Below are 13,545 nucleotides of genomic sequence, written 5' to 3' on the forward strand. Positions count from 1 at the left end.
TCACAACCTAAGGAGTGACGCCCGTCACTAGCCATGGGCGTACGGCACACATCACCGGGTCAGCGGATGGCGGAAGGCACTACCCAGCCGCAGCGCGAGCTGGATCTCCAGCGCCCGCTCCGGCTCCTGCCAGTCGTCGCCCAGCAGCCGCCTGATCCGCTCCAGCCGCTGGGTGACCGTGTTGACGTGGATGTGCAGCGCCTCGGCCGTCCGGGTCAGCTGCCCGCCGCAGGCGAAATAGGAGGCCAGCGTCTGGACGAGCTGGGTGCCCTTCTTCTCGTCGTAGTCGCTCACCGGCCCGATCGCGCCCCGCACGAACCCGGCCACGTCCCGCCCTTCGCCGATCACCAGCCCGACGAAGCCCAGTTCGGCCGCGCCCGCGCCGTCGCCCGCCCGGCCCAGCGCCAGCAGCGCCGACGCGCACCGGCGGGCCTCCTCATAGGCGGCGGCCACATCGGTCTCGGCCCGCGCCGCCCCGGCGGTGGCCGGACGGCCCAGGCCCGCCGACAGCTCGGCCGCCACCCGCTTGGCCGTCACGCCCGGTTTGTCGCCCGGGAGCAGCAGCACCACCTCGTCGCCGCGCGCGGTCGACAGGCCGCCCGCCAGCGCCGCCTCCGACGACGCCCAGAACGCGGCCCGTTCACGCTGCCCGTGGTGGGTGACGGCCACCAGCACGTGGGGTTCGGCCAGGTCGAGCCCTAGACGGCGGGCCCGCTCGGGCAGCCCGGCGAGATCCGGCCGGGTGATCAGGTCGTCGAGGAGCTCGCCGCGCACCCGCCCCTCGGCGTCGGCCACGCTGCGGCGGAACAGCAGCAGCAGCGCGGTCACCAGGGCGGCCCGCTCCAGGATCCGCCGGTCGGTGTCGGCCACCGGACCGGCCGTGCGCAGCACCAGCGTGCACAGCGGGGAACTCTCCGAGCCGCCCACGTCGACCGACGCGATCAGGTTCCGGCCCCGCTCCACCGACCGGCCCAGCGCGCGGGAGGCCCGCGCGGCGTCGGGGACGCTCGGGTCGACGTCGGCCGGGTCGCCCACCAGGGGCTCGCCCGAGCCGTCGAGCACGGTCAGCCGGCCGCCGATGACCTCGGTGACGACGGCGGCGACGTCCTCCACCCCGCCGCCGCGCAGCACGAGGCCGGTCATCCGGTCGTGCGCGTCGGCGGCCCGCTCGATCGCGGTCGAGTGGTTGCGGATCAGCCGGTTGGCCTCGCTCAGCTCGGTCAGCGCGGCCCGGGTCTCCTCCAGCCGCCGGGCGGTGTCGATGGCGACCGAGGCGTGCGCGGCCAGCGACGACAAAAGCGCGATCTCCTCGCGCGCGAACGGCCTGGCCCCCCGGTCGGCCGCGAACAGCACGCCGATGACCTGGGTGCCCAGGCGCAGCGGCACGCCCAGTATCGCGACCAGGCCCTCTTCGGTGACCGCGTCGTCGATGCTGATCGCGCGCCTGAACCGCTCGTCGGCGAAGTAGTCGGAGGTCGCGTAGCCCTCACCCGTCTGGGCCACCAGGCCGCCGAGGCCGGTGCCGGGAGGAAGTCGTACAGCGCGGAAGCGGGGTGTGATCACGCCGTCGGTGACCCGCATGTAGGTGTCGCCGCGCTCGGCGTCGTTCAAAGTCAGGTAGGCCACGTCGGTGCCGAGCAGCCCGCGCGCCCGGCGCACGATGGCGGCCAGCACGGCGTCGAGGTCGCGCAGGCCCGCGAGGTCTCTGGCGGTGTCGAACAGCGCCGACAGCTCCGCCTCCCGGCGGGCCCGGCGGCGCATCACGGCCCTGATCCGCAGCGCGGCGACCTTCTCGCGTTCCAGTGCCTCCAGCGTGGCCGCGTCGGCCCCCGCCGCCCGCGCTTGGAGCACCGGCCCCTCGAACTCCACGGCCGAGGCCTCCCTGGCCAGCAGTTCCAGGAAGACGTTCATCAACGAGCGCTCCAGCCTCCGTCGAGTGGAATGGACACCCCCGTGATGAACGATCCCGCAGGGCCGCACAGATAGGCGACCATCTCGGCCACCTCTTCGGGTTCGACCAGCCGCTTGATGGCGGCCGGTTGCAACATGATGCGCTCGACGACGTCCTCGGGCGAGATCCGGTGCGCCTCCGCCTGGGCGGCGATCTGGTCCTCCACGAGCGGGGTGCGCACATAGGCCGGGCAGACACACGTGGAGGTCACGCCGTAGGGGGCGCCTTCGAGGGCGATCACCTTCGACATCCCTTCGAGCGCGTGCTTGGCCGTCACGTAGGCGACCTTGAAGGGCGAGGCCCGCAGCCCGTGCACCGAGGAGATGTTCACCACCCGGCCGAACTTGTTGCTCTTCATGTACGGCAACGCCGCGCGGACCAACCGGAAGGGCGCTTCGACCTGCACCGACAGAAGCCGGGAGAAGATCTCCGGCGGGAACTCCTCGATGGGGGCGACGTGCTGGAACCCGGCGTTGTTCACGATGATGTCGGCCTGGGCGGCGTACTCGACGAGCGGCCCCCCGTCGAAGGCGGCCGGGTCGGCGAGGTCGGCCGTCACCGCGACGCCTCCGATCATGGCCGCGGTGTCGGCCGCCGCACGTTCCCGCAGGTCGGCCACGACCACCCGGGCCCCCGCCGCCGCCAGCCTGATCGCGCAGGCGCGGCCGATGCCGCCGCCCGCGCCGGTCACCAGAGCGGTCCGCCCGGCGAGGTCTTCCGTCATGGGGCCCGAATCTACGCGTTTGGTTCTTTGTCGCCCATGTGGGGCTCCGACATAGCGGCCTTTTCGGGTATGTGCCCGGTCATGGGGAGCACGTCGAGGAGTTCGTCGAGCTGCTCCCCGGTGAGACCGCTTCTCTCCAGCGCGACGTCCCGGATGGTCCTCCGCTCCTTGAGCGCCTGCTTGGCGATGCGGGCGGCTTCCTCGTAGCCGACGTACCTGTTCAGCGGGGTGACGATGGAGGGCGATGACTCGGCGTACTCCCGCATCCGTTCCTTGTTGGCGGTGATGCCGTCGACGCAGCGGTCGGCGAGCAGCCGGGAGACGCTCCCGAGCAGCCTGATCGACTCCAGCAGGTTCCGCGCGATCACCGGCATCTGCACGTTCAGCTCGAACGACCCCGACGCCCCCGCCATCGTGATCGCCGCGTCGTTGCCGACGACCTGGGACGCGACCATCGTGACCGCCTCCGGGACGACCGGATTGACCTTCCCCGGCATGATCGACGACCCCGGCTGGAGGTCGGGCAGGTTGATCTCCCCGAGGCCGGTGCGCGGCCCCGACCCCATCCACCGCAGGTCATTGGCGATCTTGTTGAGCGAGACGGCGATGGTCTTGAGCACGCCGGACAGCTCGACGAGGGCGTCCCGCGCGCCCTGGGCCTCGAAGTGGTTCCTGGCCTCGGTGAACGGCAGTCCGGTGGCGCGCGAGATCTCCGCGATCACCTTCCCCGCCCATTCGCGGTCGGGGGTGTTGATGCCGGTGCCGACCGCCGTCCCGCCCAGCGGGAGTTCGGCGACCCGGGGCAGCGCCGACTGCACCCGCTCGATGCCCAGCTCGATCGCCGCGGCGTACCCGCCGAACTCCTGGCCGAGGGTGACCGGGGTGGCGTCCATGAGATGTGTGCGCCCCGACTTCACGACCAGCGCGAACTCGGTGGCCTTCGTCTGAAGGGCGGTCTCCAGGTGCTCCAGCGCCGGGGTCAGCTCGTGGCAGATCTGCACCACGGCGGCGACGTGGATCGACGAGGGGAACACGTCGTTGGACGACTGGGCGGCGTTGACATGGTCGTTCGGATGGACCGGCCGCCCCAGCCGCTCTTCGGCGAGGGTCGCGATCACCTCGTTGGCGTTCATGTTCGACGACGTGCCGGACCCGGTCTGGAAGACGTCCACGGGGAAGTGCGGATCCCACTTGTTCGCCGCCACTTCTCCGGCGGCCTCGGCGATCACCGCCGCCATGTCGGCCTCCAGCAGGCCGTAGGAGGCGTTCACCACGGCGGCCGCGGCCTTGACCGTGCCCAGTGCGGAGATGTGCGCCGGTTCCAGTCCCCGTCCCGAAACCGGGAAGTTCTCCACCGCGCGCTGCGTCTGCGCCCGCCACTTGGCCAGGTCGGGGACCTCGACCTCGCCCATGGAGTCATGCTCGATGCGCGTCATACACCCCAGTCTGTCCCCAGACGGGCGGATGATTCAGCTGGGGTCGCGCTGGAAGCGGACCGACGCGAAAACGGCGTCCTTCTGCTTCTTGGCCTTCACCCAGTCGGCCTCGGGCACCGAGTAGTAGATCGCGAACGCCCCGCCGTTGGGAACGTCGACCCACCGCGCGAGGACGTGGACCAGGCCGTCCTTGCCCTCGTAGGCGTACTCCCACTCGGCGGTGTCGGCCCCCGTGTAGGGCGAGACCTCCAGGGGGGCGATCCTGATGAGCGCGTACCCCTCGTAGGGCTGCTTGGCCTCGGCCGCCTCGATCGACTTCAGCAGATCGCCCGTGAGCTCGACCTTGGCCACCCGGACACTGGCCTTGCCCTTGGCCGAGAAAGTGACCTGGGTTCCTTTCTCCGTACGAGTAAAGCCCGCCGGAACGTCGATCGAGAAACCCTCGCCCTGCTGGCGCTTCAGGCCCTTGGCCGGGGCGGGAGCCGGTGCCTCCGGGGGATAGGTGGCGGAGGTGGGGCTGGGCGGGATGATACGCCCGGCGGTCGGCGTCTTCGGGGCACTGTTGGCCCCGAACGCCGAGACGGCCACGAGGGCGAGCGCCACGGTCGCGATGAACGCCAGCGCGAGCAGCAGGACCAGCCGGCCCTTACCGCGCGGCTTGCCGGCGGGCGGGGGAGCGGCGCTTTGCATGGAGAAGATGTCGGTCCCGAGCCCTCGCGGGACGGCTTGGGTGGCGTTCGGATCGCCCTGGTAGCCCTGCATCGGGTAGCCCTGAGGGGGGAAGCCGGGCTGGTTGGGGGCGGGGGGGTGCGGCGGATAGCCGCCCTGACCTTGGGGTGGACCTGCAGGCGGAGGTGCCCATTGCTGCTGCGGCGGGTGCTGGGGGTGCGGCGGCAGGGGGAGAGCCGAGGCAGGAGTGGCATCGGAGTCGATCTCGTTGCGCCGGGCGCCGGGGTCGGGCGGATAGACCCGCCTACCGGGCAGCTGGCCCTGCACCACGGTGACATCATCGGCCGGCACGCCGGGGTTGCCGGCGTCAGGCCTCACGACCACGACGGTCTGATCCCCGGGAACCGAGGGCCGCCCGAAGCGCGTGGCATCGGGATCCTCGAAGCCCTCCGAGCCCGAGGTGCCACCGGGTCCACGGCCATGGGCATCCGGACCTGTTCCAGGTCCGGAAATTTCGGCATCTGCTCCTGGACGAGCCTCAGCCGATGCTTCTGGACGAGCCTCTGCCGAGCCCGACCGGAACGCCGAACCTTCTCGACCAGCCGAGCCCGGTCCACCAGCCAAGCCCGGTCCACCTGCCGAACCCGGTCCACTAGCCGAGCCTGGTCCACCTGCCAAGCCTGCTCCGCTTGCGGGACTCCCGGTGTCGGGCCGGGAGCTCACAAAGCCGGATCCCGAAATATCGGGACCCGCCCAGGTGGGATGAACATCGCCGGGCAGATCGCCGACGCCTCCACGCGCCCCGCCTGCTCCCGAGGCTCTTGACCCGGCACCAGATCCCGAAATATCGGCATTCGCACCGCCGACACCAGCCCCCGGCCGCGCTCCACCAGCCTCTTGTCCCGAAATTTCGTGACCCGAGTCGCCTCCGGTGCCTGCTGCCGCGCCGATACCCTCCGCTCCAGATGCCTTGGGGTAGACGTTGCCTGCGCCGCGACCACCGGCTCCCGGCCGAGGTCCACCAGCGCCACGTCCGGAAATTTCGCCATCTGAGCCAACCGCACCCGCATCCGGCCTCGCCCCGGGACCACCATGTCCCGATTCCGGTGCGCGGCCAGGTCCTGCGACCGTCGCGCTGCCATGCTCCGCTCCCGGTGCGCCACTACGGCCTGCTCCTGCTGTGCTGCCACGTCCCGAAATTTCGGGGTTTGCTCCTGGTGAAGGCACCGGGGTCGTCGTGCGGTTCGGGTCCTGTTCGTTGTGGGTGCTGCCCAGGACCGGGCGGGGGGCGCCGAAGGGGCGGTCGACGCTGGGGTCGGGGCCCGGGTCGCGGTAGGGGGAGATCGCGTCGGGGGCGAAGGCGCCGCCTGTGGGGCGGCCGGTGCCGGGGCCCTTCGGGAACTGGGTCATCGTCGGGGTGTCGGCGACGGCGCGGAGCAGGACGGAGGCTCGGTCGGCCGTGATGCGCTTCGTGTGGTCCTTCTCCAGCATCGCCTCGAGGACCGGGCGCAGCGGGCCCGCGTTGCGGGGCGGGTCGCAGACCTCGGTCATCAGCGCCGCCAGCGTTTCGGCGATCGAGCGGCGTTCATAGGCGGGGCGCGCTTCTACCGCGAAGTAGAGGGTCGCGCCCAGGGACCAGAGGTCGGATTCGGGGCCCGTGTAGTCGCCGCGCGCGCGTTCGGGGGCGGTGTAGCCGGGGGAGCCGATGACCATGCCCGTCTGGGTCAGGGCCGAGTCGCCGCGGGACTTGGCGATGCCGAAGTCGGTCAGGACCACCCGGCCCGAGTGGGTGATCAGCACGTTGCTGGGTTTCACGTCGCGGTGCAGGATGTCGGACGCGTGGGCGGTGCGCAGGGCGCCCAGCAGGTCGGCGCCGATCTCGGCGACCAGCCGGGGCGGCAGGGGGCCGTCGTCTTCGACGACCTGCTCCAGGGATCGGCCCTCGACGAGTTCCATGATGATCCACGGCACGCCGCCGACTTCGATCGCGTCGAAGATGGTCGCCACAGAGGGATGGTGCACCCGGGCCGCGGCGCGTCCTTCGCGGATCATTCTCTCGCGGAGTTCGGTGCGCTGCTCCTGAGTCAGACCGGGGTCCTGGCGGATCTCTTTGACCGCCACGTCGCGCCCGAGCGTGCGGTCGACGGCACGCCAGACCGTGCCCATCGTGCCGCGCCCGAGGGGGGAGATCAGTTCGTAGCGCTCCGCGAGCAGCCTGCTCTGCATGACTAGAAAGATAGCGTCCTAGGCCTTGAGGAACGCTTTAGGTTCACTTGCGAAATTTCTTCGGCCAGAACCGGCGCGGCAGGACGACCCGGACGAGATTCCAGAAGGTTCGGGTCAACGGACCGATGGGCACTTCGTAGGCGGCCGGCTTCCGGTGCGACCCCTCGGCCGGCCGTCGTCGTTGTGCCGGGATGGGCACCGCCGTCTCGGCGCGGGTCGGGTGGGGCTCGTGGGGGAAGACCGGCTGGTCATAGGGGCGAGGAACCGGCGGGCGGTTCTCGGCCCGGTGCTGGCCCCGGTGCTGCGGCTTGCGGGCGGGCGGCGGCGTGAAGCCGGGCGGGCGGACCGGCGGCCGGTGCACCACGATCGGCTCTTCCGCCGTCCCACCGGCGGCGATCCTGGCCAGCATCAGCGCGGCCCTGACCCCGTCGAGCCGGACGGCCGGGTCGATCTGGAGCAGGCCGCGGAGCACGGGTGCCAGCGGGCCCGCGTTGTCCATCGGTATGGGGGCGCCGCTCGTCAGCGCGGCCAGGGCGGCGGCGGCCGTACGGCGGCCATGGAGGCCCCGGCCCTCGACGGCGGTGTAGAGAGTGGCCCCGAGCGACCACAGATCGGCGGCGGGGGAGGCCTTGTCGCCCAGGACGCGCTCGGGCGCGATGTAACCCGCCGAGCCCAGGACGATGCCCGCCTGGGTAATGGAAACGTCACCTTCCAGTGCGGCCAGACCGAAGTCGGTGAGGACCGCCCGGTCGTCGGTGACGAGCACGTTGCTGGGCTTCACGTCGCGGTGGAGGATGCCCTTCGCGTGGACGGCGCGCAGCGCGCCGAGCACCTGACGCCCGATCTCGGCGACCCGCACGGGGTGCTGCGGGCCCTGCGACTTGACCAGTTCTTCGAGCGACTGGGCCTTGAGGAGCTCCATGACGATCCACGGCCGGTCGTCTTCGGTGACGACGTCGTAGACGGTGATCACCGAGGGGTGGGCGACCATCGCGGTGGCCCGGCCTTCGCGTTCGGTGCGGGCGCACAGTTCGGCGCGCAGTTCCTCGTCGAGGACGAGGGGCAACCGCACCTCTTTGACCGCCACATCTCGGTCGAGAAGCTCATCACGCGCACGCCACACCGTGCCCATGCCGCCGCGGCCTACCGGCTGGAGGAGCCGGTAGCGCGCGGCTAACTGGTATCCGGACGGCGCACGCATGGGTGGCAGCTTACCGATTTGTGCCCTCGTGCCTGTAGAGACCGGGCCGATTCATTGTCGAGAACTTTTGTCAAACTCCGTCAGGTTCGGCGTCCGATGGACAGAATCGGCCCGGTTGTGTCGGTGAAGAAGTCGTTGCCCTTGTCGTCCACCACGATGAACGCCGGGAAATCGACCACGTCGATCTTCCAGACCGCTTCCATGCCGAGTTCCGGATATTCCAGGACTTCGACCTTCTTGATGCAGTCTTGCGCGAGCCGCGCGGCCGGGCCGCCGATCGAGCCGAGGTAGAACCCGCCGTACGTCTTGCAGGCGTCGGTGACCTGCTTGGACCTGTTTCCCTTGGCCAGCATGACCATCGAACCGCCGGCCGCCTGGAAGCGCTCGACGTAGGAGTCCATCCGGCCCGCGGTCGTGGGGCCGAACGAGCCGGAGGCGTAACCTTCGGGGGTCTTCGCGGGCCCGGCGTAGTAGACCGCGTGATCTTTCAAATAGGCGGGCATCTCGCCGCCGGCGTCGAGGAGCTCGCCGATCTTGGCGTGGGCGATGTCGCGGGCCACCACGAGGGGGCCGGTCAGCGACAGGCGGGTCTTCACCGGATATTTCGACAGCTCGGCCAGGACCTCGGGCATCGGGCGGTTGAGGTCGATGCTGACGACGTCGCCGCCGAGGTGCTCGTCGGTGGTCTCGGGCAGGAAGCGGGCCGGGTCGGTCTCCAGCTGCTCCAGGAACACGCCCTCGGCGGTGATCTTCGCCAGCGCCTGGCGGTCGGCCGAGCACGACACGGCGATGGCGACCGGGCAGGAGGCGCCGTGGCGCGGCAGCCGGATCACGCGGACGTCGTGGCAGAAGTATTTTCCGCCGAACTGGGCGCCGATGCCGAGCTTCTGGGTGAGCTCGAAGACCTTCTTCTCCATCTCGAGGTCGCGGAAGCCGTGGCCTTCGAGGGAGCCCTCGGTCGGCAGCGCGTCGAGGTAGCGGGCGCTGGCGTACTTCGCGGTCTTCAGGGCGAACTCGGCGGAGGTGCCCCCCACGACGACGGCGAGGTGGTAGGGCGGGCAGGCGGCCGTACCGAGAGAACGGATCTTCTCTTCGAGGAAGGCCAGCATGCGCTTCTCGTTGAGGACCGCCTTGGTCTCCTGGTAGAGGAACGACTTGTTGGCCGAACCGCCGCCCTTGGCCATGAACAGCAGCTTGTAGGCGTCGTCGCCCTCGGCGTAGAGCTCGATCTGCGCGGGCAGGTTGGAGCCGGTGTTCTTCTCCTCCCACATGGTGATGGGGGCCATCTGGGAGTAGCGGAGGTTCAGTTTCGTGTACGCGTCGTACACGCCCCTGGAGATGTGCTCGGCGTCCTGGCCGTCGGTCAGGACGTGGCGCCCGCGCTTGCCCATCACGATCGCGGTGCCGGTGTCCTGGCACATCGGCAGCACGCCACCGGCCGAGATCGAGGCGTTCTTCAGCAGGTCGAGCGCCACGAACCGGTCGTTCCCGCTCGACTCGGGGTCGTCGATGATCTTCCGGAGCTGGGCCAGGTGGGAGCCGCGCAGATAGTGGGAGATGTCGTGAATGGCGGTCTCGGTCAGCAGCCGCAGCACCTCGGGCTCGACCTCGAGGAATTTCCGCCCGGCCGCTTCGACGACCCGGACCCCTTCGGAGGTGATCAGCCGGTATTCCGTCGAATCCGCCCCCAGGGGAAGGAGGTCGGTGTAGCTGAACTCGGGCATGGGGTCGAGCCTCCGTTGATCACGCCGGTGTGAGTCTTCAAAGACTTTACGGCAACCGCCCAGGGGCCCCGCCCGAAGGTGGAAATAGTGACAAACTAGACATTAGACACCAACGCGGGAGGAATCATGGCCTTTATCGCGATCGGTTGCATCGGCGTCGTCGTCATCGTGGGGGCCCTGCTCTTCATGCTGATCAAGACCGTCCGCAAGGACATGGACGACACCCACCCGCACTGGCCGGTCGGGTAGGAGCCCGACGACGATGCCGCAGATCACGATCGCGGCACCGGCCAGCTCGGCGCCCGACGGCAGGCCCAGCCCGATGACGGTCCCGGTCACGATCGCGCCGACCGGGATCACGCCGGCGAACAGCCCCGCGCGGCCGGGGCCCAGCCGGGGCAGGGCGCTGTACCAGAGGAAGAACGCCCCGCACGTCACCGCCGTGGCGAGATAGGCGAGCCCGAGGGCCTCGGGCGCCGTCGGCACGCGCAGGAATCCGGCGCCGTCGATCACCAGGCCCGTCACGGCCAGCAGCGGTACGGCGATCGCCGCCGACCAGGCCGTCACCCCCACCGCCCCCAGCTTCGGCAGCAGAGGCAGCGCCAGCAGCGAGAAGCAGACCTCGCACGCCACCGCGCCCATCGCCCAGAGCAGCGAGTCGATCCCGCCCCCGCCGAACCCGACCGCCATCAGCGCGCCCGCCACGACGATCGCGGCGGCGACCACCAGTCTCGGCCTCGGCCTGCGTGAGGTCACCACCGCCATGACCAGGGGGACCGTGGCCAGGAACGTCCCCACGAGCGCCGGTCCGGCGCCCCGGGTCGACTCGATCACGCACACGTTGAACAGCACCAGGCCGGTCGCCGCGAGTGCGACCAGGAGCCCGTAATCCTTTACCGTGAGGTGGACCTTCGGTCGGGGCCGGGCCTTCACGATCGCGAACATGATCAGTGCGGCGACGGTGTAACGCACCGTTTGCCCGCCGTAGAGGGGATAGTCCTTGATCAGGCCACTCACCGCGGCGAGAGTGCCCACGAGGAACATCGCCCCCGCCGCCGCTGCCACCGTCGTGCTCTTGTTCATGACGTGGATGCTATGAATGTAATGGTTCACGTAATTAGTCCAATTTCTCCGGTAAAACGAGGACCAATCGTTGGCCGACCTGCATCTCTCCCTCGACCGCCAGGCCGGTGGTCTCGCCCGCCAGGTGGCCGGTGAGCTCCGCGAGGCGGTGCGTACCGGCCGGTTGCCCGCGGGCACCCGGCTTCCGGCCAGCCGCGACCTCGCCCGTGATCTCGCGGTCTCGCGGGGGGTGGTCGTGGAGGCGTACGAGCAGCTCGTCGCCGAGGGCTTCCTCGAATCGCGCATCGGGGCCGGGACGACCGTGGCGGCCGTCACGATCGAGGAACCCGCCTCTCCGGCCGACGCCTCGGGGGAGTTCGGCGGGCGGCCGACCTCACCCGACCTGGGGGCCTTCCCCCGGCAGGCGTGGAGCGCCTCCTACCGCCACGTGCTGGCCACGCTGCCGCACGACGCGCTCGACTACGGCGATCCCGGCGGGGTGCCCGAGCTGCGCATCGAGCTGGCCGCCTATCTGAAGCGGGTGCGGGCGGCGCGGGCCGAGCCAGAGAACGTCGTCGTGGTGACCGGGGTCGCGCAGGGGTTGTCGCTGGTCGTCCAGGCGCTGGGGCCTCTGCGGCTGGCCACCGAGCTGCCGACGAGCGAGCGGCAGACGCCGCTGCTGCGGCGGGCCGGGGCCGAGCTGGTCGGGGTGCCGGTCGACGACGAGGGGATCGACGTCGCCGAACTGGCCCGCAGCGGGGCCCGCGCGGTGCTGCTGACCCCCGCCCACCACTATCCGACCGGGGTGGTGCTGTCGCCGCGCCGCCGGGCCGAGCTGATCTCCTGGGCCACCAAGACCGGGGCGACCGTCCTCGAAGACGACTACGACGCCGAGTTCCGCTTCGACCGCGAACCGGTCGGCTGCCTCCAGGGGCTCGCTCCCGCCAGGGTGGTGCTGGCGGGGAGCGTCAGCAAGGCGCTGGCGCCGGGGCTGCGGCTCGGCTGGCTGGTCGCGCCCGCCGCGCTCGCCTCGGAACTGCGCAAGGTCCGCAGCGAGTTCGACCTGGGGTCACCGGTGCTCGACCAGTACACGCTGGCCCATTTCATCGCCACCGGCGCCTACGACCGGCACCTGCGGCGGATGCGCCGTGAATACCGGGCCCGCCGCGACGCCCTGGTGGGCGCGCTGGCCGAACGGTTCCCCGAGATGAGGATCCGCGGCATCTCGGCCGGGCTGCACCTGTTCGCCGACCTGCCGCCCGAGTGGGACGCGCGCGACTTCGCCGCTCAGGCCGTCGCGGCCGGGCTGGCCGCAGAACCGGTCGACGGGCCCGCCGTGGTCATGGGGTTCGCCCGATGGCCGGGTCATCGGCTCGCGGCAGCCGTACGGGAGATGCGAACCCCCGGGCCAGCACCACGATCCCGGCGGCCAGGATGAGCGGCGCGGCGAACGCGGCCTGGAACCCGGCGGCGTCGCCGATGCCGCCGACCAGCGCGGCGCCCACGATGAAGCCGACGTAGTTGAACATGTTGACCCGCGCGATGGCCACGCCGGTCCCGGCCGGGTCGAGCCGCCCGGCCGCGGAGAACGACTGGGGCGCGACCACCGACAGGCCGACCCCGGTCAGCGCGAACCCGGCGATCGCCGTCGCCTCACCCGGCGCCACCACGATCAGCAGGAACCCCAGCGCCGCGACCACCCCGCCGACCCGCACGATCGTGGCGGGCCCGAACCGGCTGACCGCCGCGTCGCCGCCGACCCGGACGATGAACGTCGCCGCCTGGTAGGCCCCCAGCGCCCACGGCGCCAGCCACGCCTCCGCACTGAGCGCCTGGTCGAAGTAGACCGACCCGAAGTTGGAGACCGACGCGTCGCCGACGTAGAGGAACGCCATCGCGAGGCAGAGCGGCAGGATCGGCCCCCACGGGATCTTCACCGTCGAGGTCTCGGCGACCGACTCGACGTGCTCCTCGGCCGGGGCGCACAGCCACCGGTTGGCGGCCAGCGAGATCACCGCGGCCGGGATCATCGCGATCGTGAACGCCGGGCCGAGATCCAGCCCGATATTGGCCGCGTTGGAGGCCCAGGCGGCGCCGATCACCGCCGCCAGGCTCCAGAGGGCGTGGAAGCCCGTCATCACCGGCCGCGCGTAGCGCCGCTCGACGGCGGTGCCCTGCATGTTCATCCCGGCGTCGACCCCGCCCAGGCCCAGCCCGAACAGCACCAGGGCCGCCACGAGGAACGGCACGCTCCCCGCCCACCCGGTGAGCGCGACGGCGGCGCAGGCGAGCGGCTGGACGTACAGGATCATGAACCGGCTGCCCCATCGGGCCGCCACCTGGCCCGCCAGGACGCTGCCCACGCCGGCGATGACCGGCACGACCAGCAGGAGGAGGGTCAGTTCGCCCTCGGTCAGGCCGTGCTTGTGCTGCAGCGCCGCGACCTGGGTGAGCAGGGTCGAGAACGTGAGGCCCTGCACGAAGAACACCGCGAACGTGGCGAGCCGGGCCTGCCGGTCACGAGGCACGAAAGCCTCCAGAACATGAGCGAA

9 protein-coding genes are annotated in these 13,545 nt (G+C 70.9%); 1 reads left to right on the plus strand and 8 read right to left on the minus strand.

Going from position 1 to position 13,545, the window contains the following annotated elements; genetic code table 11:
* Window positions 1-51 precede the first annotated feature (51 nt).
* The 7 genes from ACYQ78_RS22085 to ACYQ78_RS22115 all read right to left on the minus strand — a co-directional run bounded on the left by ACYQ78_RS22085 (window position 52) and on the right by ACYQ78_RS22115 (window position 11,014).
* Window positions 52-1,911 carry a helix-turn-helix domain-containing protein gene (locus tag ACYQ78_RS22085; protein WP_459802767.1) on the minus strand — a complete coding sequence of 620 codons (1,860 nt, stop codon included), beginning with the start codon at window positions 1,909-1,911 and terminating at the stop codon, window positions 52-54.
* Window positions 1,911-2,675: a 3-hydroxybutyrate dehydrogenase gene (locus tag ACYQ78_RS22090; RefSeq protein WP_459802768.1), complete on the minus strand. Its 765-nt coding sequence runs from the start codon at window positions 2,673-2,675 to the stop codon at window positions 1,911-1,913. Before ACYQ78_RS22090 ends, ACYQ78_RS22085 begins: the two co-directional genes overlap by 1 nt.
* An 11-nt stretch (window positions 2,676-2,686) precedes the next feature.
* Window positions 2,687-4,111, minus strand: coding sequence for a class II fumarate hydratase (locus ACYQ78_RS22095; RefSeq protein ID WP_459802769.1), 1,425 nt, complete (start codon window positions 4,109-4,111; stop codon window positions 2,687-2,689).
* 33 nt (window positions 4,112-4,144) lie between these two features.
* Window positions 4,145-7,006 (minus strand): serine/threonine-protein kinase, encoded by a 2,862-nt coding sequence (locus tag ACYQ78_RS22100; RefSeq protein ID WP_459802770.1) that lies wholly within the window; start codon window positions 7,004-7,006, stop codon window positions 4,145-4,147.
* Between the two features lie 43 nt (window positions 7,007-7,049).
* Window positions 7,050-8,207 carry a serine/threonine-protein kinase gene (locus tag ACYQ78_RS22105; protein WP_459802771.1) on the minus strand — a complete coding sequence of 386 codons (1,158 nt, stop codon included), beginning with the start codon at window positions 8,205-8,207 and terminating at the stop codon, window positions 7,050-7,052.
* An 80-nt stretch (window positions 8,208-8,287) separates the two neighbouring features.
* Complete coding sequence (locus tag ACYQ78_RS22110) at window positions 8,288-9,931, minus strand: fumarate hydratase (protein WP_459802772.1); 1,644 nt, start codon at window positions 9,929-9,931, stop codon at window positions 8,288-8,290.
* Window positions 9,932-10,033: 102 nt separating this feature from the next.
* Window positions 10,034-11,014: a DMT family transporter gene (locus ACYQ78_RS22115; protein WP_459802773.1), complete on the minus strand. Its 981-nt coding sequence runs from the start codon at window positions 11,012-11,014 to the stop codon at window positions 10,034-10,036.
* Between the two features lie 70 nt (window positions 11,015-11,084).
* Between ACYQ78_RS22115 and pdxR the strand changes: the two genes are divergently transcribed.
* A complete protein-coding gene (gene pdxR, locus ACYQ78_RS22120) occupies window positions 11,085-12,431 on the plus strand; it encodes a MocR-like pyridoxine biosynthesis transcription factor PdxR (protein ID WP_459802774.1) in 1,347 nt (448 codons plus the stop codon).
* Here the strand turns inward: pdxR and ACYQ78_RS22125 are convergent.
* The gene (locus ACYQ78_RS22125) at window positions 12,334-13,521 is read right to left on the minus strand and encodes an MFS transporter (RefSeq protein ID WP_459802775.1); all 1,188 of its coding nucleotides are present in this window, start codon (window positions 13,519-13,521) and stop codon (window positions 12,334-12,336) included. The genes pdxR and ACYQ78_RS22125 overlap by 98 nt on opposite strands.
* Between the last annotated feature and the right edge of the window lie 24 nt (window positions 13,522-13,545).

It is taken from the genome of Herbidospora sp. RD11066 (assembly GCF_054661255.1).

Excerpts from the sequence above, each read along its gene's own strand:
- ACYQ78_RS22085 (WP_459802767.1), bottom strand. The coding sequence starts at position 1,911 with ATGAACGTCTTCCTGGAACTGCTGGCCAGGGAGGCCTCGGCCGTGGAG.
- ACYQ78_RS22090 (WP_459802768.1), bottom strand. The coding sequence starts at position 2,675 with ATGACGGAAGACCTCGCCGGGCGGACCGCTCTGGTGACCGGCGCGGGC.
- ACYQ78_RS22095 (WP_459802769.1), bottom strand. The coding sequence starts at position 4,111 with ATGACGCGCATCGAGCATGACTCCATGGGCGAGGTCGAGGTCCCCGAC.
- ACYQ78_RS22100 (WP_459802770.1), bottom strand. The coding sequence starts at position 7,006 with ATGCAGAGCAGGCTGCTCGCGGAGCGCTACGAACTGATCTCCCCCCTC.
- ACYQ78_RS22105 (WP_459802771.1), bottom strand. The coding sequence starts at position 8,207 with ATGCGTGCGCCGTCCGGATACCAGTTAGCCGCGCGCTACCGGCTCCTC.
- ACYQ78_RS22110 (WP_459802772.1), bottom strand. The coding sequence starts at position 9,931 with ATGCCCGAGTTCAGCTACACCGACCTCCTTCCCCTGGGGGCGGATTCG.
- ACYQ78_RS22115 (WP_459802773.1), bottom strand. The coding sequence starts at position 11,014 with ATGAACAAGAGCACGACGGTGGCAGCGGCGGCGGGGGCGATGTTCCTC.